The sequence below is a fragment of the Ralstonia sp. 22111 genome, from assembly GCF_052045895.1.
GTDB classification, from domain to species: domain Bacteria; phylum Pseudomonadota; class Gammaproteobacteria; order Burkholderiales; family Burkholderiaceae; genus Ralstonia; species Ralstonia wenshanensis.
The window spans coordinates 98756-121144 of sequence record NZ_JBQEPR010000010.1; the positions used below are offsets into that span (position 1 = coordinate 98756).

21 protein-coding genes are annotated in these 22389 nt (G+C 64.5%); 8 read left to right on the top strand and 13 right to left on the bottom strand.

Going from position 1 to position 22389, the window contains the following annotated elements; all coding sequences use genetic code 11:
• From ACTJK4_RS21540 to sbcB, 3 genes are all read right to left on the bottom strand, one after another.
• The gene (locus tag ACTJK4_RS21540) at nt 1–1095 is read right to left on the bottom strand and encodes a hypothetical protein (RefSeq protein ID WP_440818886.1); all 1095 of its coding nucleotides are present in this window, start codon (nt 1093–1095) and stop codon (nt 1–3) included.
• A gap of 58 nt (nt 1096–1153) precedes the next feature.
• Nucleotides 1154–2020, bottom strand: coding sequence for a DUF4123 domain-containing protein (locus tag ACTJK4_RS21545; protein ID WP_440818887.1), 867 nt, complete (start codon nt 2018–2020; stop codon nt 1154–1156).
• A 380-nt stretch (nt 2021–2400) separates the two neighbouring features.
• The gene (sbcB, locus tag ACTJK4_RS21550; protein WP_440818888.1) at nt 2401–3840 is read right to left on the bottom strand and encodes an exodeoxyribonuclease I; all 1440 of its coding nucleotides are present in this window, start codon (nt 3838–3840) and stop codon (nt 2401–2403) included.
• A 150-nt stretch (nt 3841–3990) separates the two neighbouring features.
• Between sbcB and adhP the strand changes: the two genes are divergently transcribed.
• On the top strand, nt 3991–5013 hold the full coding sequence (adhP, locus tag ACTJK4_RS21555) for an alcohol dehydrogenase AdhP (RefSeq protein ID WP_440076356.1): 1023 nt from the start codon (nt 3991–3993) through the stop codon (nt 5011–5013).
• 59 nt (nt 5014–5072) lie between these two features.
• Nucleotides 5073–6068 carry a 2-hydroxyacid dehydrogenase gene (locus ACTJK4_RS21560; protein WP_440818889.1) on the top strand — a complete coding sequence of 332 codons (996 nt, stop codon included), beginning with the start codon at nt 5073–5075 and terminating at the stop codon, nt 6066–6068.
• A 9-nt stretch (nt 6069–6077) separates the two neighbouring features.
• Here the strand turns inward: ACTJK4_RS21560 and ACTJK4_RS21565 are convergent, their stop codons facing one another.
• The gene (locus tag ACTJK4_RS21565) at nt 6078–6707 is read right to left on the bottom strand and encodes an HD domain-containing protein (protein ID WP_440818890.1); all 630 of its coding nucleotides are present in this window, start codon (nt 6705–6707) and stop codon (nt 6078–6080) included.
• Nucleotides 6708–6808: 101 nt separating this feature from the next.
• Between ACTJK4_RS21565 and ACTJK4_RS21570 the strand changes: the two genes are divergently transcribed.
• From ACTJK4_RS21570 to ACTJK4_RS21580, 3 genes are all read left to right on the top strand, one after another.
• Nucleotides 6809–7564: a Crp/Fnr family transcriptional regulator gene (locus ACTJK4_RS21570; RefSeq protein WP_440818891.1), complete on the top strand. Its 756-nt coding sequence runs from the start codon at nt 6809–6811 to the stop codon at nt 7562–7564.
• Between the two features lie 92 nt (nt 7565–7656).
• On the top strand, nt 7657–8907 hold the full coding sequence (locus tag ACTJK4_RS21575; protein WP_440818892.1) for an MFS transporter: 1251 nt from the start codon (nt 7657–7659) through the stop codon (nt 8905–8907).
• Nucleotides 8908–9087: 180 nt separating this feature from the next.
• The gene (locus tag ACTJK4_RS21580) at nt 9088–9900 is read left to right on the top strand and encodes a ferritin-like domain-containing protein (protein ID WP_260803890.1); all 813 of its coding nucleotides are present in this window, start codon (nt 9088–9090) and stop codon (nt 9898–9900) included.
• Between the two features lie 88 nt (nt 9901–9988).
• Here ACTJK4_RS21580 and ACTJK4_RS21585 read toward each other — a convergent pair whose 3' ends face one another.
• From ACTJK4_RS21585 to ACTJK4_RS21595, 3 genes are all read right to left on the bottom strand, one after another.
• Nucleotides 9989–11977: a methyl-accepting chemotaxis protein gene (locus ACTJK4_RS21585; protein ID WP_440818893.1), complete on the bottom strand. Its 1989-nt coding sequence runs from the start codon at nt 11975–11977 to the stop codon at nt 9989–9991.
• Nucleotides 11978–12097: 120 nt separating this feature from the next.
• On the bottom strand, nt 12098–14857 hold the full coding sequence (locus tag ACTJK4_RS21590; protein ID WP_440818894.1) for a hypothetical protein: 2760 nt from the start codon (nt 14855–14857) through the stop codon (nt 12098–12100).
• 115 nt (nt 14858–14972) lie between these two features.
• Complete coding sequence (locus tag ACTJK4_RS21595; protein ID WP_343619381.1) at nt 14973–15200, bottom strand: hypothetical protein; 228 nt, start codon at nt 15198–15200, stop codon at nt 14973–14975.
• Here ACTJK4_RS21595 and ACTJK4_RS21600 point away from each other — a divergent pair.
• The gene (locus ACTJK4_RS21600) at nt 15199–15393 is read left to right on the top strand and encodes a hypothetical protein (protein WP_440818895.1); all 195 of its coding nucleotides are present in this window, start codon (nt 15199–15201) and stop codon (nt 15391–15393) included. The genes ACTJK4_RS21595 and ACTJK4_RS21600 overlap by 2 nt on opposite strands.
• A gap of 4 nt (nt 15394–15397) precedes the next feature.
• Here ACTJK4_RS21600 and ACTJK4_RS21605 read toward each other — a convergent pair whose 3' ends face one another.
• The gene (locus ACTJK4_RS21605) at nt 15398–16186 is read right to left on the bottom strand and encodes an SDR family NAD(P)-dependent oxidoreductase (RefSeq protein ID WP_343619382.1); all 789 of its coding nucleotides are present in this window, start codon (nt 16184–16186) and stop codon (nt 15398–15400) included.
• Nucleotides 16187–16456: 270 nt separating this feature from the next.
• Here ACTJK4_RS21605 and ACTJK4_RS21610 point away from each other — a divergent pair, with 270 nt between their 5' ends.
• Entirely contained in the window at nt 16457–16945 is a 489-nt protein-coding gene (locus tag ACTJK4_RS21610; RefSeq protein ID WP_045206711.1) for a MarR family winged helix-turn-helix transcriptional regulator, read from the top strand.
• Nucleotides 16946–17027: 82 nt separating this feature from the next.
• Here the strand turns inward: ACTJK4_RS21610 and ACTJK4_RS21615 are convergent, their stop codons facing one another.
• From ACTJK4_RS21615 to ACTJK4_RS21630, 4 genes are all read right to left on the bottom strand, one after another.
• The gene (locus tag ACTJK4_RS21615; protein WP_440818896.1) at nt 17028–17726 is read right to left on the bottom strand and encodes a response regulator; all 699 of its coding nucleotides are present in this window, start codon (nt 17724–17726) and stop codon (nt 17028–17030) included.
• A 144-nt stretch (nt 17727–17870) separates the two neighbouring features.
• Nucleotides 17871–18809, bottom strand: coding sequence for a S1C family serine protease (locus ACTJK4_RS21620; protein ID WP_373407728.1), 939 nt, complete (start codon nt 18807–18809; stop codon nt 17871–17873).
• Nucleotides 18806–19393 carry a hypothetical protein gene (locus ACTJK4_RS21625; protein ID WP_260803897.1) on the bottom strand — a complete coding sequence of 196 codons (588 nt, stop codon included), beginning with the start codon at nt 19391–19393 and terminating at the stop codon, nt 18806–18808. Before ACTJK4_RS21625 ends, ACTJK4_RS21620 begins: the two co-directional genes overlap by 4 nt.
• A gap of 133 nt (nt 19394–19526) precedes the next feature.
• Nucleotides 19527–20135, bottom strand: a complete 609-nt coding sequence (locus ACTJK4_RS21630) for a TetR/AcrR family transcriptional regulator (protein ID WP_440818897.1) — start codon at nt 20133–20135, stop codon at nt 19527–19529.
• 104 nt (nt 20136–20239) lie between these two features.
• Here ACTJK4_RS21630 and ACTJK4_RS21635 point away from each other — a divergent pair, with 104 nt between their 5' ends.
• Nucleotides 20240–21706: an MFS transporter gene (locus tag ACTJK4_RS21635; RefSeq protein ID WP_440818898.1), complete on the top strand. Its 1467-nt coding sequence runs from the start codon at nt 20240–20242 to the stop codon at nt 21704–21706.
• Nucleotides 21707–21713: 7 nt separating this feature from the next.
• Here ACTJK4_RS21635 and ACTJK4_RS21640 read toward each other — a convergent pair whose 3' ends face one another.
• Nucleotides 21714–22313: an undecaprenyl-diphosphatase gene (locus ACTJK4_RS21640; protein WP_232041298.1), complete on the bottom strand. Its 600-nt coding sequence runs from the start codon at nt 22311–22313 to the stop codon at nt 21714–21716.
• Nucleotides 22314–22389 lie beyond the last annotated feature (76 nt).

The window sequence follows — 22389 nt, forward strand, 5'->3', positions numbered from 1 at the left end:
TCATGAGTCGCACGGCGAAACAATCTCCGCCTCTGGAGTGTGCGCAACCGTGGCTTTGATCCCACCTCCAGGGCAGAAATGCAGCATCAGAGGAAAGGGGCGATCTTTTGGCTTCAGATCACTGTTGGCATCTGAGGCAATTGGCACTGGCCTCGCCTGTCCAATAATTATTTTTTTGTCCCGAAACCCCGCCCAATCGAGCATTAAACCTTCATCTGGTTTCCAGTAAGGCGGCATGAAAAAATCTCGCCCCATCACCTCCCTTTTTCCAAGAATCGCGGCAATCACCCCTTTCTCATTGTTATTGTGCTCTTCAATAAGCGAAATATTGACGCTTGTAAAACTGGGGTCCCAGTTGTACGCAATTGTCGTTACGGGTTGCCATTTCGGCCAAGCTCCGGTTGCGGCGTACTCAAGGAGAGTCTTTCTCAGACACTCGGCGGCGGCTGTCCAGTTTTTCGTTGATCGATACTCAAACGTCGACATTGGAAGAGGCTTACCGCGGTCCAGATCGTCGATAGAGAAGTAGCGCCAATATGGATCGTATTCGCGCGGGGTTTTTCGATCCCAGTCGACAACTGACGGCATCAGCGCCCGCCAAACCGACTCTGGGCTTGAAGGGTTCCGAACTTCTGATAGCCCCAGCCACTCTGCTACCCCGACCTGACTTGGTTGAAAGCCGCAACTCGGAAGATCCACTGTAGCTCGCACAATTGCCGCTAACTCCCAGAAGGCGCGCTCCCGCTCATCCGTCAAGCTATCAGACAGTGCCAACAGCGTGCGTGGCGTGTATTTTCCAGGCGCAGCCCTCACCTGCTGAATAGCGGCCTGCCGGCGATCCAGCATCTCGTGAGTTAACGGCTCTCCATCCTTGCCGCCAGCGCGCGGCAACCCAAGTGCGTCTCTTGCATTCAAATCCGCCTTGAATGCCTCCACCGCATTGGTAGCGGCGGATTGCGCCAATACCGGCGACGCCATGCCGAAGCTGATCAAGCCCACTACCATGCTCAAGAGCGCCATGAAATCTGCCCGGGACGCGGCCCTGAAGAGGGCTGCAAATGCGTGCGGTGGTTGATTACTATGATGTTGGCTCATCGGTTCTTGCTTCGCCTATTGAATTGATCACTCGTCTCGGGAAATCAAATATTGGAGATCAATCGAGTAATTTGGTCAGCGCCGCCGCCATCTCGCCACGTGACCACCTCCGGTCTGCCACAAGTTTGAGCAGCCTCGGGTTCTCCAAGCCTTGATGGCGGCAAGTAATATCGAAGGTCCCCAAAGCAACAACGTCCGGAAACGCCTCAACCTCCCGTTGACGCGCGAAATCACATACATTTCGCATTCGCTCAAAAAACACTGCCTTGTTCGATTTAGGCAATATCTCTGGTGTCTGCGCGAATATGCGATCGATCAAGGCGTCTGGCTCATTGCGCTCCAGTATTTGACTGAGCCCGCGACGTCCAATCACAATCGGAAAGGCTGGGGCAGCACCAGTGGCAGCAAGTGGAGCTGACATCAGCTCACCGGCTCGATCGATGTACCACCATCCACTCAGTTCATGCGTTAGCGCAACCCAGGATTCTTGACGCAGTGTCTCTGGCAAGACCGGCAGCACCCGCGTATCAGCAAAGCGCAGCAACATTTTCTGGCCATCGTCGGTCACGACACGTGCGCACTTCTGCCAATTGAGCTTGATCTCTTCAGCATGCTTGGCAGACGCCGCTACGCTCAACATCGGTCGGCCCGCGCAGTGTTGCGCAAGGCTAAGTAGTTGCTCTTCCAGCCCCCTCTTTTCCTCCGTAATCAACGGGATCAACAGCGGTGAGACCTCGCTCAAGGCATCCAGCTCTTCGCTGGAATACAAAACAATATGCGTGCCGTGGCAAGCGAGCGCGCTGCCACCATGATCAAAAGCGCTATCGACCACGGCAATCCAATTTGCATTGGGATTGGCATCGATCAGCGTCATCAGTTGGGAAGTCACATCCGCAACGTCTGGCGGGTCAACAGCGAAGTACATGTTTCTCCTTTCTCATCAAATCGCAGCAAGCGTGTTGTCCGCTTTCATGCTTCGTTCTGACACTCGATGCAACACGACCGGGCAAAAATCGATGTGCCGGCACCCGAATTCATCATTGACGGGAGTGAAGTGGGAGACGTGGCTTGTTCCAAGGCCCGGGAGTACACGGGCTGGAAGACGCGGAGTCTCGCAACGGATTGGCGCGCACGAAGCAACTGCGCGCAGCTTGTGGGGCAGTCCGCGAGAATAGTCCGGCGTGATCCGGACTGATATGGGGAAATTCCTAAAACTCGAGTAAGAGCTTTCGCGCGGCGAATGAGCAGGATGGTGCTGATTTGCCGCGAGCCATGGCCAATTGGCGCTTTCGCGCCAATTTATCTTTACCCCGGCACGATCTGCTGCGCGTAGTCGTACAGATCCTGCAGGATGGTCTGCGCACGCGCGTCACCGCTCTCCGCCGCTTCCGCGCCCAGCTGTTGAAGCCGCTCGCCGAAGGTCTCGAAGGTCAGATAGCCATCGCGGCCTTCGAACAAGCGCTCGGCGCGCAGATGCTCCCAGTGCTCGTACTCCTCCTCGTTCAAGGTATCGGGGAAGTTGCGTGCGCGGTAACGGAACAGCAGCTCGGGCAGACGCGCATCGGCAAACTCGGCATGCAGGCGCGCAAGCTGTTCGCCGCTGAGCGTGCGCAGCTCATTGAGCAGGCGGCGATCGTCGTTGCCGACAAATCCGCCGTACAGGTTCTGGTCGACGTCTTCAATCGGCTCCAGTTCGCGGGCATACACCTGACGCCACGTGTCGCGCATGTCGGGCGCGCCCTGGGCGATGGCGGCATGGCGTTCGATCGTGGCGAAGTCGATGCCCCAGCGTTCTGCCTGCGCGGGCTGCAGCGTCTTCATGTTGCTGATAACGATGGGCGACTTGTTGATGTGGATCGACTTGATCGGCAGCCGCGTGGTGCCTTCTGCCAGATCAGCTGTGCGCGTGAACATGCGCTCGCGGATCGTCGCCACATCCATGTGGAACAGCTCGGACGGGTCGAACGCCAGATCCCACACGATCAGTTCGTTCTTGTTGGTCGGATGACCACCCAGCGGCCACACCACGGCCATGCAGCCGCGCTCGACGCCGTACATGCCGGAGATGTGCAGCAGCGGCCGCGGCGCATCGCCAATCTCGGCCACTACGCGGTCTTTCTTGCGCAGCGCCAAACAGAAATCGAACAGGCGCGGCTGCGCGTTGCGAATCAGACGCGCCAGCGCGATCGTCGCGCGCACGTCAGACACCGCATCGTGCGCCGCTTCGTGCACCAGACCGTTGGCCTTGGACAGATGCTCCAGCTTGAAGCTCGGCCTGCCGTCTTCATGCGTGGGCCATTGGATGCCTTCCGGGCGCAGCGCCCACGTGGTGCGCACCACGTCCAGCAGATCCCAGCGCCCGCATTCGTTCTGCCACTCGCGTGCGTACGGGTCGATCAGGTTGCGCCAGAACAGGTGGCGCGTCACCTCGTCATCAAAACGGATGGTGTTGTAGCCCACGCCGATGGTGCCGGGCGTGCCGAGTTCGCGCTCGATCGCCTGCGCGAAACGGTATTCCGGAACGCCTTGCCGGGCGCACTGCTGCGGCGTGATGCCGGTGATGAGGCATGACACCGGATCGGGCAGCCAGTCGTTGGACGGCTGGCAGAACAGTTCGACCGGCTCGCCGATCTCGTTCAGTTCGGCATCGGTGCGGATGCCGGCAAACTGCGCGGGGCGATCACGGCGCGGCACGGCGCCGAACGTTTCGTAGTCGTGCCAGAGAAAGGTGGGAGTGACAGGCAAGGCAGCAGCTCGCAGGAAAACACTGAAGATGCCGGCATGTTAACAGTGTTGCCCATCCCGCACGCCCTCCTCGGCGGTTGACTCACATCAATCCGCCCCCGCCAGGCGTCGACCAGACTGGTATCTCCCCCCCCAACCAGGAGATGTCTCATGGCCCAGTCGATGAAAGCCGCGGTAGTCCATGCGTTTGGCGAACCCTTGCGCATTGAGGAAGTGCCGGTTCCCACACCTGGGCGCGGGCAGATTCTTGTCAAGATCGCGGCCTCGGGCGTCTGCCATACGGACCTGCACGCCGCCGATGGCGACTGGCCCGTCAAGCCAAGCCTGCCCTTCATCCCCGGGCACGAAGGGGTCGGTTATGTAGCAGCCGTGGGCGAAGGCGTGACCGCCGTCAAGGAAGGCGACCGCGTGGGCGTGCCCTGGCTCTACACCGCCTGCGGCCACTGCGAGCACTGCCTGAGCGGCTGGGAAACCCTCTGCCACGAGCAGCAGAACACCGGCTACTCCGTCAACGGCGGCTATGCCGAATACGTACTGGCTGACCCGAACTACGTCGGCCACCTGCCCGCGCAGGTCGGCTTCGAAGAGATCGCACCCATCCTCTGCGCGGGGGTGACCGTCTACAAAGGCATCCGCATGACAGATACGCGGCCCGGCCAGTGGATCGCCATTTCCGGCATTGGCGGGTTGGGGCACGTGGCGGTGCAATACGCAATCGCCATGGGCCTGCACGTGGTGGCCGTCGACGTGGCGCCCGACAAGCTGGCGCTGGCGCGCGAGCTGGGGGCCAAGCTCGTCGTCGATGCCTCACAACAGGACCCGGCGGCCGTGATCCAGAAAGAGATCGGCGGTGTGCACGGCGTGCTGGTGACGGCCGTGTCGCGCAGCGCCTTTGCGCAAGCGCTGGGCATGGTGCGGCGCGGCGGGACGATCTCGCTCAATGGGCTGCCGCCGGGCGATTTTCCGCTGCCGATCTTCTCCACGGTGCTCAACGGCATCACAGTGCGCGGTTCGATTGTCGGCACGCGGCGTGATCTGCAAGAGTCCCTGGAGTTTGCCGCCGAGGGGTTGGTACGCGCCCACATTCACCGCGACAAGCTCGACAACATCAACCAGGTGTTCGCCGATCTAAAGGCCGGCAAGGTGGATGGCCGCATCGTCCTGACGCTCTGAGCCCCGCCACCCGGCGGTGCGAGTAAGCTGCAGGCATCACGTCCGCCTGCCCCACCGCCATGCGCATCCTCTTTTTCAGCAGCCACCGTTACGACGAAGACAGCTTCCGCGCCTCACTCGCGCGCGGCGGTCATAGCTTCGACCTCGTTTTCCAGCGCGCGCACCTTGAAGCGCAAACGGCGCCCCTCGCAGCGGGCTTTGAAGCGGTGTGCCCGTTCGTGAATGATTGCCTCGATGCGGAAGTGCTCGAAGCGCTGGCAGCGGGCGGCACGCGGCTGATCGCGCTGCGCTCGGCAGGCTTCAACCATGTCGACCTGCCCGCCGCACAGCGCCTGGGGCTGACGGTGGTACGCGTGCCGGCGTATTCGCCGCACGCGGTGGCCGAACATGCGGTCGGCATGATCCTGACGCTGAACCGGCGGCTGCACCGTGCCTGCAACCGCACGCGCGAAGGCGATTTCTCATTGGATGGATTGCTGGGCTTCGACCTGGCGGGCAAGACCGTCGGCGTGGTCGGCACGGGGCAGATCGGGCAGGTGTTCGCGCGCGTCATGGCGGGCTTCGGCTGCCAGTTGCTGGCATTCGATCCGTTTCCGCAGGCGTCGCTTGCGGCGCTGGGCGTGCGTTACGTGCCGCTGCCTGAATTGCTGGCGCAGGCCGATATCGTCAGCCTGCACTGTCCGCTCAACGCCGATACGCATCACCTGATCGACGCAAGCGCGCTGGCGAGCATGAAGCCGGGCGCCATGCTCATCAACACAAGCCGCGGCGGCCTGGTCGACAGCCCCGCGCTGATCGACGCCCTCAAGACCGGCCAGCTCGGCCACCTCGGGCTGGACGTGTACGAAGAAGAGGCCGATCTGTTCTTCGAAGACCGCTCCGCCGACGTGCTGCAGGATGACGTGCTGGCGCGGCTGCTGAGCTTCCCCAACGTCATCGTGACCGCGCATCAGGCGTTCTTCACACGCGAGGCGCTGGCGGGCATTGCCGACACCACGCTCGCCAACGTGGCAGCGTGGGCGGCAGGCGCGCCCGTCAATGTGGTGAAGGCCTAGGCCGGCACATCACGCTGCCGCGGCCTTCGGCTGCGATAGTTTGCTCTCCCCTTCCTTCACGTAGATGGAGTTGCGAGGCTTGGCCAGCACGCGCCGCACCATCGGCTCGAAGAACGACAGCGGCAGGTTGTCGTAATCGGGCATGAAGGCGGCGGCGTCGTACTTGGCGCAGAACTCGGCGGTGCGCTCAAACAGCTCGGGCTGGTTGCGGTATTGCTCGCGCAGGTTGCGGTCGAGCCCCAGATGGTGGAAGAAGTAATAGCCCTGGAAGATGCCGTGCTTCTCGACCATCCACAGGTTTTCGGGGCTCACGAACGGCTTGAGGATGGCCGCGGCGATGTCCGGGTGGTTGAAGCTGCCGAGCGTATCGCCAATGTCGTGCAGCAGCGCACAGACCACGTATTCCTCGTCGCGTCCGTCGCGGTGGGCGAGCGTGGCGGTTTGCAGGGAATGCGCGAGACGATCGATCGGGAAGCCGCCGCAATCGCCGTCGAGCAGCTTCAGGTGCGCGAGCACGCGATCGGGCAATGCGCGGGCAAAGGGCATGAATTCGGCCGAGATGGCGGCCCAGTCCTCGCGCGTACCGTGCTCCATGTGAGAGAACGCCGCGCGCGGGGCGGTGTGTTGGGGATGGGTCATTTGGGGGTGTCTCCTTCGTCGCCGGAATGGTCGCGTCGGTGCCGCGTCGTATTGAATGGCTGGCTGCGCGGCTGGCGAACCATTCTCTGCCCGGCGCTTGCATGCAGACTGTCAAGCGCTTGACAATGATCGGACCGCTCTCGCCGCATCCTGCCGCCATGCCCGCAGACGCCTCCCATACCGCCCCGGCTCCTACGCCCTCGCAGCTCGCGCAGGGCTGGCTGCGCGACGCCCCCGCCGACCTGCTGGCCGAGATCGCGCCCACCGCACGCCTGGTCACCTACCCCGACGGCGAGTGCATCCACCCGCACGGTGGCCCGGCGCAGGGCATGTTCCTGATCGTGCGTGGCCGCGTGCGCATCAGCCGGACGACCGACGGCGGCAGCGAACTCGTCTACGGCGTGCTGCGCGCGGGCGAATGGTTTGGCGAGATCGCGCTCATCGACGGCGGCGGCCGCACGCACAGCGCCCATGCGCAGGGGCCGACCACGCTCGTCCTGCTGGGCAGCGCGGCGTTTGCGCGCGTGGTGTCGGCCTACCCGGCCGGCATGTGGGCGCTGATGCAGCAGCTCTGCCAGCGCATCCGCCTGATCTTCGACGAGTTCGAACACGCCAGCGAAATGCCCGCCGATGCGCGCCTCGCCCAACGACTGCTGCAGCTTGCGCGCGCCGGCGATGGCCGCACCGTGGCCGCCAGCAATGAAGAGCTGGGCCGCATGCTGGCACGCTCGCGGCAGACGATTTCCAAGTACCTGCAGGCCTGGCAGCGCGCAGGCTGGATCCGCTGCCATTACCGCACGGTCGAGATCGTCGACACGGCAGCTTTGCGGCGGCTGATGGACGGGCACGCTTCCTGAGCGTGCCCTGCGCATGGGGCACGCGCGCCGCAATCTCCGCCGATAGAATGGTTTTTTGCTGCGCCGATCTGCCCCCCACCGCTCCCATCTTCATGAACCCCATGTTCTCGCCAGGCTCGCCCGAAGGCCGGCGCCTTGTGTTGCTGCTGGGCCTGGCACAAATGGTCTCCTGGGGCACGCTGTACTTCACCTTCACCGTGTTTCTGGGGCCGATGCACGAGACGCTCGGCTGGGCCCGGCCGTTTCTGGCGGGCGGGTTTTCGCTCGGGTTGCTGGTCTGGGCGCTGTGCTCGTTCTGGGTTGGGCGCGCGCTGGACCGCTGGCCTGCGCGCCGCGTGATGGGTGCGGGCACCGTGCTCGCGGCGGGCGGCCTGCTGGCGTGGTCCGGCGTCTCGAATGAGACGGCCTTCCTGCTGCTCTGGCTGCCGATGGGCCTGGCGATGGCCACTACGCTCTACGACCCGGCCTTCGTCGTGCTTCGTCAGGCGTTTGGGGATGCGTATCAGCGCCCGATCATCGGCCTCACGCTGATCGCAGGGTTCTCCAGCACGCTGTGCATTCCGCTCGCGCAATGGGGCGTGGAACACCTCGGCTGGCGGCATACGCTCCAGCTTTTTGCGCTGGCGCATGTGCTGATCTGCCTGCCGATCCATGCGCGCCTGCGCGTGCGGCCGCCCGTGCACGCGCCAGCCGAAGCGCTCGACCCGACGGCACCGGTGCATGCCTCGGCATGGCGCATGGTGTTGCGCTTGCCGGTGTTCTGGGCGGTGGTGCTGGCCTTCGTGGCCACCAGCCTGATCGCCACCGTGCTCGGCGCGCACCTGATTCCGCTGCTGACGGAGAAAGGCGTGCCGACCAGTCGCCAGTTGCTGATCGCCGCGCTCATCGGCCCCGCCCAAGTGCTCGGGCGGCTGGCCATGATGCGTTCACGCCCGGCGCACCCGGTACGCATTGCACCGTGGACGTACGGCGCCATGGCTGGCGCGCTTGGCTTGCTGGCGCTGTCCAGCGGGCCGCTGCTGATCGTGTTTGCGCTTGTCTATGGCGCAGCCAACGGCATCAACACGATGGTCCGCGCGATTGCAATGCCGGAACTGGTTTCGCCCAACCAGTACGCCACGCTCAACGGCCTGATGATGACGCCCGTGCTGCTGGCACAGGCCAGCGCCCCATGGCTGGGCGCACTGCTCTGGCGGGCTAGCGGCGGCTATGCTGCAGTGGAATGGGCGATGGTTGGAGCCGCCCTCGTCGCGCTCGCGGCCTTCGCCTACGGCTTGCGGAACGCGCGAAAACGCACCGTACCCACCGCTGCGTCGCGTACAGGGGTGACGCAATCGTCATGACGCATTCACCACTTTGAACGCAGGAGATTGCTTTTAGGAACCTTTGGAAGCGCACATCTGTCTTGAAACATGGAACGTGATGTTTCATTCTCATAGCAGAGGCGGTCCGCTTTTTGCGAGATTGCCGACGGAGGAAGCGCCTTGTCACAGGTTCATCTGGAAACATCTGAGAGCGAGCGCATGCCGTGGTCGGTCCAGGAGATCGCTTACGACAGCATCGACGTCGCACGCGTACGCGAAAACGGCACGCTGTTCTACCTCGTTGCCAGTGCGTCGTTTGTGGAAAGCGGCTCCGACCTCTATGCCGGCAACCTCGCTCAGTACTACGCCGATCGCCCCGAAACTGCGCACTGGCTGATCCACCATTGGGAACGCGAAGAGCTTCAGCACGGCCGTGCATTGCGCCGCTACGTTGAAACCGTCTGGCCCGAGTTCGACTGGGAGCGCGGCTACGCCCGCTTCTTCGATGAATACTCAGTCACCTGTTCGGTCGACCAGTTCGAGCCCACGCAGGCGTTGGAAATGGTCGCGCGCTGCGTCGTCGAAATGGGCACCGCCACTTTCTATCGGGCCATCGCCCAAGCCGCGGCTGAAGCCGATGAACCGGTGCTGCGCGACCTCGCCAGCCGCATCTCGGCCGATGAAGTCCGACATTACAAACACTTCCTGCGTTTCTTCAACGAATGCAACGCGAGCGAGGGCGTGGGCCGCGCGCGCGTGCTCAAGGCGCTCGCGTCGCGCCTGCGTGAAATCAAGAATGAAGATTCGATGATCGCCCTGCGCAATGTGCTGCGCATCGAGCGCAGCCAGGAAGATGTGCCCGAAGCCGATGTCCGCGCCCTGAACTCGCGCGTGAGCGCCCTGGTGCGCTCTTATCTGCCGCTCGACATGGCTGCGAAGATGCTGCTCAAGCCACTGCGCCTGCGTCCGGGTTTCGAGCGCTCGATTCGGCCGCCCCTGGTCGCCGTGGTGCGGCGGGTGATCCTGCACTAGATCGCCGCGCACGAAGGAGGCGCCAACAAAAACCCGGGCCTAAACCCGGGTTTTTCTATCTCGACAACCGGGCGCACAGCCCCGCGGCTCAGGCGAGCCGGAACACGTCCACCGCGCCGCGCAGTTCCTGGGCTTGTTGGCGCAGGCTTTCGGCGGCGGCGGCCGCTTCTTCGACCAGCGCAGCGTTCTGCTGCGTCACCTCGTCCATCGACGTGACCGCATGGTTGACCTCTTCGATGCCTTGCGACTGCTCTCGCGAGGCGTGGCTGATCTCGCCCATCAGACCGGCGATGCGCTCCACGCGCGTCACGATGTCCTGCATGGCGTCCCCGGCGCCGCGTGCGGCCTCGTTGCCTGCCTGCACTTCTTCAACCGAGCGACTGATCAATTCCTTGATCTCCTTGGCGGCAGCTGCACTGCGCTGGGCGAGGCTGCGCACCTCGCCGGCCACGACCGCAAAGCCCCGGCCCTGTTCACCTGCGCGGGCAGCTTCCACGGCAGCGTTCAGCGCCAGGATGTTCGTCTGGAAAGCGATGCCGTCGATGATGCCCGTGATGTCGGCAATCTTCTGCGCCGTGGCGTGGATGCCAGACATGGTGCCGACCAGTCGCTCGACGGTCTGCCCACCAGCGTTGGCCGCCTCGCTGGCGGACTGCACCATGTCATGCGCGTGGTGGGCGCTTTCGGCGTTCTGGCGCACGGTGGCGGCCAGTTGTTCGATGCTCGATGCGGTGCGCTCGAGATTGCCGGCCTGCGCTTCGGTGCGGGCGGAAAGATCCGCATTGCCGGCCGCGATCTGGCCGGTGCTCGATGCGATGGTGGAGGCGCTGGCGCGCACCTTGTCGACGATGCCTGAAAGGCCGTCGCCGACACCGTTGACGGCGCGCATGACCTGGCCGATCTCATCGCGGCGGGTGGTGGGCAGCCGGTGCGTGAGATCACCCGCAGCCACACGCTGGGCGACGTTCACCACCTCGGCCAGCGGCGTGCTCACAGTACGGCGCAGCATCCAGTACAGCCCGCCGGCCAGCAGCGCACCGAGTGCCAGGCCCAGCAGCAGGAAGCGATTGCGGGCGGCCACCAGGTCCGCGTTGAGTTCATCCACATAGGCCGTGCCCGCAATCACCAGTTGCCAATCCGGGTATTGCGTGAAAACGGTCAGGCGCTCCCGGGCGGTGCCGCCTTCCGTGTCGGCCAGCGTATGACGCAGCGTACCGTCCTTGCGCGCGATCATCTCGCGCACCCAGGCTTGGCCTGCGGCGTCCTTGGCGTCGAGCAGGTTCTTGCCTTCGCGGGCTTGCGTATGGTCGATCAGCACCTTGCCCTGATCGGCGCCGGGCTTGCCGTCAACCACGAAATAGCCGCCCGTCTTGCCGATGCCGTGCGAGCGGATCTTGTCCTTGAGCAGGGCCAGCTCCGAGCGCACGTCCACACCCACATACAGCGCGCCAATCAACTTGCCCGACGCATCGCGCACGGGTTCGTACTTGCTCATGTAAGGCACGCCAAACAACCAGGCCAGGCCGCGGAAGGACTCGCCGGCCATCAACGCTTTGTAGCTCGGGTGCGCGCGGTCGAGCAGCGTGCCGATCGCCCGTTCGCCGTTTTCCTTCTTGAGCGAGGTGGTCACGCGCACGAAGTCGTCGCCGGTGCGGGCGAACACAGTGGCGATGGTGCCGCCGGTGCGCGCGAAGAACTTGTCCGGCACGGTGAAGTTGAGGTTCAGCACCGTGTCGCCGCTCTTGAAGGTGGGCGTCGGCTTGCCCGCCACTTGCACGATCTGCGCCGGGTCCACGCTGTAGGGGCCGGGCGCGGCGTCGGCAAAGGCGGTCAGGAAGCGGTCGGCCTCGGTGCGCATGGTGCCGTCGAATAGGCCGATCATGTCGCGCATGGCGGCTTCCTGGTTGTGCATGGCCGATTGGGTATTGGCCTCCAGCATGCGCAGGCTCGATTGCGAGTTCGCCAGGGCAAACATGCCGAACACCGCCACCAGGGCGATGAGGCCAATCGCGCCCAGCCGGGTACCGAGACTGGTCGGGGGTTGTGAAACTTCAGAAAGGGGCGCAGACGCTCTCATGCTTTTTTTCCTGGGGGTCGTCAGTCGGGTTAACAACGGATCGACCAGGAAAAGCTTGAGCGCAAACGTTTTTCCTCCCGCTATGTCTGGCAAACAAGACATTCGCCCGTGTTTCGGACGTCATTTTTCGCAGGTCAGCTCGACGTGTTGGGGCGCGGGCTTGGCGGCGTTGCCCGTACCCAGGTCGATGCGCCACTCAGCGCCATGTGAGCCGCTCACTTCGCGGCCGTCCACGGTCGCCCGGCAACGGGCTGCATTGGCAAAGCGGATGAAGGGCCGCGTATAGCCGGTCACATCGACCGACAGCGAACGGCCATCCACACCACGCTGCCAGTTCGACAGGCGGCCGCTGGCATCGCGCACGTAGGGCTGCGCTGGCGCGGCGTTGTTCAGGGTGAAGCGCGCCGAGCCGCTTGTGAGGTGGATGTAGGTGCCGCCCGGGCCTGCAGCGTAGCCGGCCACATCGCGTGCATCGGCAAGGCGCGGTAAGCCGGGCCCGGCCCAGCGCACGGTCCGCAGATCGCCGTTGCCGCGCACGACCCAGGCATCGCCGTCACGCGCAACGGCCATGGTGCGGAAGTCGAGCACCTTGCGGATGTAGTCCGACGCGTAGATCGGCATGACCGGCTGCGCGACCGCCCAGTCATATACCTGCCGCAGGGCGGTGAGCGATGCCAGCTTGGTGCCGGAATACATGTGGTAGTAAATGCCGATCGGCTTGAAGCGATACGGTTTTTCGGTCAGCTCGAACGTTTCGATGGCGCGCGAAAAGCCGTAATACGGGCCGTGCCAGAGGTTGGTGTAGATGTTCTCGTTCTGGTCGGGCGCAAATACCTGGAAGAGGCCATCGCCTTTGTCCACGCCAAGCGGCGCCACGGCCGTCCAGCTCGGGTTGGAGCGGGTGATGTAGGTGTCGCCGCCGTTCATGTTCAGCACGCCGGCCTCGACGGTCTTCTGCACGGCAATCGGAGGCACCTGGCCGTTGCCGCTCCACAGCAGCACCTTCACACGCTTGCCCGGTGGGGCCAGCTTGGTGTTGATGTAGTGGATGGAGCCCGCGATCTCGCGGTCGAAACTGAAGCGGTAATTGGGAATCCTCAACGAGAAAGCGGTGTCGGTGCCTTCAGGCGTTTCGGCAGAAGTCGGGTCGGGCGGGTTGGTGGTACGCAGCCAGTTGAACGGGTGCGAGAACGTGTGGCTGGCCAGTTCCACATAGGGCTGCGCAAAGATGCTGCGCGCGATCGGCTCAAGCTGCGGCGTGAGCTTCGGGTACACACCGTCGGCCGCCACTTCACCCTCGATGATCGACACGGTAGTCGGCACCTTGTAGCGATCCAGAATGTCGCGCAGCAAGGCCTGGCCGGAGAACTCGCCGGGCGGGAACTCGGTGCGGGAGGCGAATCCGTCGCCATCGATATGCACGGTCATCAGGCGGCGGCCGTTCTCCGTGGTGGTGTCGGGCACGGGCATGGCGGGCAGCTGCAGCGCGCGGCGCAGAAAGTCCAGCGGCTGGATGACCCAGCGCGCCTGGTCGACATCGGGCATGCGAAACACACCGAAGGGCTGCAGCACATAGCCACCCCACGGCATGATGGCCGCCGCATCGTAGGTGTAGCTGCCGGCGGAGAGCCGAAGCAGCGATTGCGCCCCCGTCACACGAGGGTCCACCTGCACGCCCACGGCCATGCGCCGATCGGGATGGGGCTGCAGCTCGAAGCCCATCATCGGATCATGCGAGACGATGGCAAGCGGGCCCGCCGGCGTGCCGGGCATTATTTTCAGATTCAGCATCTGCGCCGTAGGCGCATCCATGTTCAGCCCGAACTGGTTGAACATCGCCACACGCACGCCGGCGCCCATCGTGCGCCTGAGCCACGACGCCCACGCGCCCGGTCGCGATGCGTTGCCGTCGAACCAGGTGACGACGCCGGCATAGCGGTCGGGCGTGACGGCCGGCAACGGCTTGTTGGCGTCGGCAAATTCGGTGCGATAGCCCAGATAGTTGATAGGCATGGCCAGATAGAGCACCGACGGCGCGGTGTTGCGGCTGGTGCCGGGCTCCTGAGCTTCGACCAACAGGACACGGCGCGGCATCACTTCCAGCCGGCCAATGCCGATGAAGTCCGCGCCCGGTGTGGTGGCGTAGCTGGTGACGCCCGCAGCGCGCGCCACATCGGCGGTCTCACGCAGACACGTGCGGTTGTAGTTGACGCAGTAATCGAGCGCGACCGCGGGCAGGTGATACTGCGCACCGATGTTGCGCAGCGTGGCAATGCGCGCGTTGCGCTCGGCATCGTCCACATCACGCAGACCTTCGCCCCCTGCGCGCTCACGCACCAGCCCCCCCGTCACGACGCCTGACAACTGCGGCGCCAGCGTCTCGAGCCAGGCCGTACCACCAGCCAGCAGCTTGGCGTTCGGTGCGCGCGCATGCAACGCCGGCATCAATGCCGCAATGGCATTGGCGGCATCGGGGGCGCTGCGTTGGAGTGTGTCCAGTCCGTCGAGCAGGAAGCCTTGGTAGCCTTGCGCGAGCAACGGCGCAAAGACCTGGTCAATCACATTGGCAGGCCAGGCGCTCGAGCGCATCGCATCGGTCTGCTGTGTCAGGTCGACGCGAGCGAACCAGAGCGTGGACGATGGCTGCTTCGGATCGAAACTGCCGGCCGTTGCCGGGTCCAACACGACCCAGTCAAAGGCTTGCAGTTCAGCGGCGGGCACATCGCGGCCGTAGTAGAAGGCGATCTGCGGATCTGCAGGCGCAGGCGTTGCCGGCTGCTGTGCGCGAGCGGCCGCAACACCGAACGCCAACGTAACGGCACCCAGCCATGCCGTCCGCCACCACAAACCCATGCTGCCCACAGCTCGCTTGCCCTGCATCCCGATCCTCGAAAATCAATCCGACTTTCATTGTGACGGGCTGCCGTCCGATTGCAATGTTTGTTGCCGGGGGCGTGCCCGCCACGATGCCGGGGCACGTGGCGGGGCAGGCGGCTCAGTAACCGACCACCGTGTACTGCGGAAATTCCGCTTCGAACGCTTTTTCCAGATCGTCGACGCTGGCGACTGCGGAAGTGTAGACAGCCGTTGTCGTGCCGCTGTCGTAGGCCAGCGTGACGGCCCAGGTGGCGTGCGCCTGGTTGACGCGATCGCGCGCAGCCTGGGCCGCCAGTTGACCGGGGCCGTTGTCAGGTTTGGTTCCGTAGACCTTGCAGTGGGACATGGCAATCACTCCGAAAATGTGGAAGGAATGCCGCCAACGCACGGGCAAGGACACGCTCGGTCTGGCTGGTCTGCGTTCTCAACGATACGGGCGAACAGACGCGCTGCCGGCTTGTCCCGCCGGCATGCACCAGCGGCACGGCCAGCGTAAAAGCCGGGGCCGCACGCCGGAATGGCGCATTCGTCAGGGCTGACGTTCTAGAACGCCGACTTCACCACGCCGCCGTCCACGCGCAGCGCAGCGCCCGTGGTGGCCGACGACAGCGGGCTCGCCACATAGGCAACCAGGTTGGCCACCTCCTTCGTGCTGGCAAACCGCTTGATGAGCGAGGTCGGCCGGGCGGTCTCGAAGAAGGTCTTCTCGAACGCTTCGAAGCTCTGGCCGCCGGAGAGCTTCTCGACAAACTCATCCACGCCTTCGGAACGCGTCGGGCCCGGCAGCACGGCATTCACGGTGATGGCCGTGCCGGCCGTCAATTCGGCCAACCCGCGCGAGAGGCCCAGCAGCGCGGTCTTCGTGACGCCGTAGTGGATCATCTCCACCGGAATCTGCACGCCGCTCTCGCTGCTGATGAACACGATGCGGCCCCAGTTCTGGGCACGCATGCCGGGCAGGTACGCGCGGGACAGACGCGCGCCGCTCAACACGTTCACGTTGAAGAAGTGCTGCCACTCGGCGTCGTCGATTTCCTCAAACGGTTTGGGGTCGAAGATGCCGAGGTTGTTGATAAGGATGTCGACCTTGGGAAAGCGGGCGACCAACGCATCGGCCTGCTCCGCGTTGGACAGGTCACCGGCAAAGCCCTCGACCTGGGCGTCGGGCGCCTCAGTGCGCAGGCGCGCAATTGCGTCGTCTACAGACGCTTGAGTACGGCCGTTGACAATCACGCGGGCGCCTTCGGCGGCCAGTGCTACAGCAATGGCATGACCAATGCCCTTGGTGGAGCCGGTCACGAGCGCGAGCTTGTTCTGAAGGTGGAGGTCCATGGCGTTCAAAAAAGGAATATGGAGGAGGACGAGCACGCCGCGCCACATGCGTCGGCTGCCACGTTTCAACCATGATACGAACCATCCCACCCCTTGGCAGCCGCAATCGTTTTGCAGCGATATCCAACGAGATTTGACGATCTGCGTTGGTATCGATCCCGGCTTGACGGCCTGGGCAAGCGACGATTAGTGTGCAATGAAGCACGCCAGCGTTACGGGAATGCGGCGCGCCTTACAAGCCGGATCACCGGCAGAACGGGGAGCACCACCATGAGCATCGACGTACAGACACCTGAGGCCGCCGACACCAGCACCAGTGAAGGCGCCTACCAGCTTGACACCATGGACCGCGATACCAACATCGGTCGGCTCGTGCATCGGGTCCGACACGCGTTGGTGACACACATCGACAGTGCCCTGGCATCGCTGGACCTGACGGCCGCGCAGTGGACGGTCGTCATCTACCTGGCTGAAGACCTCGCCACCACCCCGGCCGAACTCTCGCGGGCGCTGCACTACGATCCGGGCGCGATGACGCGACTGATCGATCGGCTGGAGAAGAAGAACATCGTCAAGCGCGCGCCCAGTGATGCGGATCGCCGCTCGGTCGTGGTCTCGCTCACCGAGCAGGGGCGCGCGCTGTATCCGGAAATCCGGCCGCTGATCATCGACGTGCTGAACCACCTGCTGCGCGGGTTCTCGCAGGCCGAGGTCAAGCAGTTGGAGAACCTGCTGCTGCGCGTGCTGCACAACGCCTGACCAATTCAGGCGTTCGCGGTTCGGTCATCTGAGCCGACGGCGTTGCCGGCGTGCAGGGCATGGCTTGGGCGCCGCTCAGCGCTCACTGCCCCTCAAGCTCGTGCTTGATCTTGAACAGCTCGGTATCGGTTCGGATGCCCAGCTTGCGATAGGCAGATTGCTTCTGCGAGCTGATGGTCTTGATGCTGCGCGCGAATTTCTCGGCAATGTCCGTGACCGACATGCCATCGAGGCAGCAGCGCAGCACTTCGCGTTCGCGCGGGCTGAGCTCGGAGCGGTCGAGCAGTGCAGAGAACTTGCTGCCATTCGCGGTGGGCGGGGGCGCATCGGCAGACAGGGCGTCGCTCTCCATCTCGGCAGCCAGCGCGGCGTTCAGGCGCTTGCCGCCCGTGGCCACGGTGCGAATGGCACGCACCAGTTCCGACAGATCCTCTTCCTTGCCGACAAACCCGCGCGCGCCGGCATGCATAACCATGCCAACCGTCGCCTTGTTGTGATGCGCCGAGGCCACCAAAATCTTCAACTCCGGATAGCGCACGCGAATCAGGCGGATCAGGTTCAGCCCGTCGATCTCAGTGGGCCCCAGCGAATAGTCCATCAGCAGGACATCCACCTCGAAGGTGCTGTCCTTGAGTGCCCGCACGATTTCGCGCCCTGACGCAAACATGCCGCAGACCTCGATATCGGCCTCCTGCTTCAGGCGCGCAGCCAGACCATGGCGGACGACCGCATGGTCATCGAGCACGACCACGCGGATCGGTCGGGTCGCGGTCCAATTCATGTTCGCAGGTTCCTATTCGACGTGTTTTGAGTGACTGTGCAGGCTCGCTCAAACGGGCATCGCGCAGCCAAACGGGTCACATATTAATGTCTTCATGCCCCGACCTGAACCGGGCTGAATCGAGATCAAGCGTTGCGAGGGCGTTTATTTGGCTTCGACGACCGTGTCGTCGCGGGCATAGATCGAGCAGTTCTGATAACGCTCCTTGCACGACGACACCGCACGGAATTCAGCGTTCTGGCCCCATTCGTAGACAAATTGATCGCCGTCGGCGGCCACGAAGATCTTGGGCCACGGCTTGTGCAAGTACGCACCAAAGGCGGCTTGCGACTTCGGGCCCAGTTCACCGGGCTTGCGCGGCTGTGGAGCGATGGCCGCAGCAGGCGTCGTATTGGCTGACACCGACGACGCTGCTGCAGCGCGCTCGGCCAGCGCCTTTTGCGCACGGGCGGGAACATCGTTGATCCACTCGGCGGGCGCGGCAAAGTTCAGGTTCTGCCCGTAGACGGCGGACACCATGCGCGACGTGATACCAACCAGCCGCGCATTGCTGTCGAACAGGCCCCCACCGCTGGAGCCCTGCGAGATCGCGGCCGAAGTCTGGATCGCCTTGAGCTCGCCGTTTTCATCATGCCGCAGCGACGAGATCAACCCCTCGCTGATCGTCAGGTCAAACCCCAGGGGGTTGCCGATTGCGTAGACCTTCTGCCCCGTCACCAGCGTGCTGCTCGGGACGATGGTGACGGCGGGGTAGTGGAAATCGGCAACGCGAAGCTGGCACAGGTCGCGCTGCACGTCGGGATACAGCAGGCGCGCGCCAAAGCTGGCGTTGCCGCGCTTGAGGCTGACCTGCTTGCCGCCGCGCAGCACGTGGCAGTTGGTCACGGCCAGCCCGTCGCCGATCACCACCGCGCTGCCGATGGCCAGCGGCTGGCCGGCGGCGTTGGACACGCGCACCTCCCAGATGCTGGGCGCGACCTTGGCGAACACTTCGGCTGGCTCCAGCGCAGCCGCCGGCAACGCTGCCAGTGCCGATGCAGTGGCCAGGAACGTGCGGATCATGAAGGTAGTGCGGCGGGTCATTGCGGCGTCAGCAGATCGGAAAGGTCGCTTAGCGTGGTGGAGCCGTCTTCGGAGCGCGTCTTGTCGCGCATGAAGGCAACGTCTGCGTCGGTCAGGCCGGGGCAGCTTCCGGTGCCCCACGACGGGTTGATGCGGTAGGTGCGATAGCGCGCGTTGATGGCGTGCCACGACCGGCCGTCGTCAGACTCAACCACGCCGGCGCGGCACACGTGGGCGTTGGTGGGGTAGCTGGCCGTCATCTTGTACTGCTTGCCCGCCTGCGGTACGAACGTCGCCGACACACCGCAGCGATAGATGAGCGTGCCCGAGGCGCGAATGAAACTCGCGCCCAGCGCGGTCGGCACACCCGCCAGGACGCGGATCGGCCGCGTGGCGTCAGCCGGCTTGAGCGCGGTGCGCGGGTTGCCGCAATACTTTGGGTCGTCAAACGCGAGGATGGTGGCGTTGGTGCTGGTCAGCGGGCGGACGAAATCCACCGTGGCCGTGTTGGCGCCGGCAGGCGGCTCGGCATAAGGCGCTGCGCAGCCGGTCAGCCACAGCGTGCCCCCGATTCCGATGGCCGCAGCTATCGTTCGGCTCGTCATACCCAATTCCCCCGCGAGTCTTGTGTTTGGTGTGTTTGTGCGACTGCGCACAAGTGTAACCAAAGGTGGCGCGGAGGGACGCCCGCGGCGCCGCACAGGCGTTGCTTGCGCGCGTCGCTGTTGCGAGGTCCGCTCAGGCGAGCGCCGCATCGATGCGCGCCCGCGTGCTGCGGCGCGCGCGCTCGAATACCGCCATGTCGCCCATCAGGAACGCCACATTGGCGTTGGAGCGAAACGATTCGATTTCGAAGACGAGCTGGTCGACGTCGACATCGGCGCGCAACTCACCAGCGGCCTGTGCCGCCGAAATCGTCTCGCGAAAGCGGGCGCGCATCGCCTCCCGATGCCCGCGCACACTGTCCTGGATGGCGCCTGGCCGCGCGCGGTATTCGTAGCTGGCCGCGCAGACAAAGCACCCACCCGGCGACGCCCCACTGGCCACGTAGTCGAACCAGCCTTCGGTCAGGGCACGCAGACGGGCAAGCGGGCTTTCCAGCGCTAGCGCCGGCTCGACCACCGTCGCGCGGTAATGCACGACTCCCGCGTCCAGCGTGGCCAGTTGCAGCGTTTCCTTGTCGCCGAAGAGCACTTGGATATTGCCCTTGCCCACGCCCGCATCAGTGGCCACCCGGCCGATCGTCAGGCCCTCTAGCCCGTCGGTGGAGGCAATGGCGGTAGCGTGCTCGAGCACCTGGGCGCGCGCACGTTCACCACGCTGGCGGCGGCCGTCGGTTTCGTTCATGGCAATGCCCTATCGGTGAGTGGGGCCAACGCAATCGGCGCTTGACGTGGGCCGATTGCTCTCTAGTATACGAACGACCGTATATTAATAAACCGAGATCCCCCATGTCAACGGAATCCCTTGCTGCCGGCGGCGTTGCCTCGCCAGCCAAACGGCACTGGCCGGCGTTGGCGGCGCTGCTCACCGGCAACTTCGTCACCATTCTCGACCTGTTCATCGTCAATGTGGCGATTCCGGACATCCGTGCCGGTCTACACACCAGTTTTGCCGAAATCCAGCTCGTGATGGTCGGCTACAGCGCCGCGTATGCGGTGTTCCTCCTCAACGGCGCGCGCCTGGGCGACCTGTTGGGGCGCAAGCGCATGTTTCTGGCCGGCATGGCGGTGTTCACGCTCGCCTCTGCGCTGTGCGGGCTGGCAACCACGCCCTGGACGCTGATTGCCATGCGCGTCGGCCAAGGCCTGGGTGCGGCCATTCTGATGCCGCAGGTGATGGCCTCGCTGCGCGTGCTGTTTGACGGCGATGCGCGGCGCCGGGCGTTCGGCACCATGGGCGCTGTGCAGGGCGTGGCGGCGTCGGTCTCGCAGATCATCGGCGGCTGGTTGATTGCGCATCCACTGGCGGCCGACGTGTCGGGCTGGCGGGCGGTGTTCCTGGTGAATGTGCCGATCGGCATTGTCGCCATCTTGGCGGCCCGAGCGTTCGTGGCCGAATCGCGTGCGCCGGTGGCGGCCCGGCTGGACGTGCGTGGCGCCGTGGCAGGCGCGGTGGCGCTGGCGATGCTGCTGGTGCCGATCATGCAGGGCCGCGAGTCCGGCTGGCCATGGTGGTCGTGGGTGGTGCCGCTGTCTTCACTGCTGGTGTTCCGCCATTTTGTGCGGGTGGAACAAGCGCTGTCGGCGGCTGGCCGCGTTCCCATCATCGAGATGGCGCTGTTCCGCAACCGCAGCTTTGTGCTGGGCGTGCTGGCGATCTTCCTGTTCTACACGGCCATCAGCTCGTACTTCCTGGCGCTGACGATCCTGCTGCAGTTCGGGCGCGGCCTGTCGGCGCTGGCAGCGGGGTTGGTGTTCACGCCGGCGGCCATCGCCTTCTTTGCCGGCTCGCTCACAGCGCCTCGCCTGGCTGAACGCATCGGGCAGCGCGCCCTGCTGCTTGGCGTGGCGATCTTCGCCGTGGGCATGGTGGTACTGGCGACAATGGCACAACTGGGCGCGGGCACCGCTTGGCTGATCCTGCCGCTGATGCTCAACGGCTTTGGGCAAGGCATGGTGATTCCGCTGTCGCTCAACACCATCCTGAGCGGCGTGGAAACGGCCCAGGCCGGCATGGGCGCCGGCACCGTCACGACCATGCAAGCCGTCGGCAACGCGGTGGGCGTGACGGTGGTGGGCGTGCTGCTGTTCTCGCTGCTGGGCCAGGTGGATGGCGCAAATGGCGCGGTGACGATGGACGCCGCCACGCACGCAGCGCACTACGGCCACGCGTTTGCACTGGCGACGCTCTACAACGTGGGCGCGACGGTGCTCTCGTTCGTACTGTTCTGGCGCGCGTGGCGCCGGCACGCCTGAGCCACGCTTACTTGCGCACCCAGCCGCGCCGCACGCACGGTGCCAGCACCACACCATGCAACGCCAGCCCCAAACGGTGCAACGGCTCCGACAGGGTATGCGCCACGCGGCCGCTGCACAGCCAGGCGCTCAAGGCCGACACGGCCGCCGCACCCAGCATGTCGAACGGATAGTGCACACCCAGGTAGATGCGCGCCCACGCCATCGGCAAGCCCAACAGCGCCAGCAGCACGCCCACCCGGCGCAGGCGTGCATTCCACATCAAGCTGAACGCCACGGTCCACAGCGCGGTCAGGTGATCGCTGGGGAACGATGAATCCGGCGCGTGCGGCAGCAGATTGGTGCCCAACGCAATCGCAAACGGCCTCGGGTGATACCACGCGAGGCCGAAGCCAACGTTGACGGACAACGCCAGCGCGGCAGCCACGCCGGTCTGCAATGCCTGGCGCCGCGTGGTCGGCTCGCCCCAGAGCCAGGCGGCCACAAGCGTCAGTGGCACCAGCCAGATCGCGTATTCGGCAAAGGCCATCGCCAGCCAGACGGTCGTGGCCGAAGCGTCGTCCGGCGCGTTGAGCCAAAGAAACAGCGTGTGATTGAGTGATTCCATACAGCGTGGGCCAACGGCCCGAGTGATTCAACAACGGCGAGATGCCCGGCCCACACTACGGAAGATTCCCTTCAAT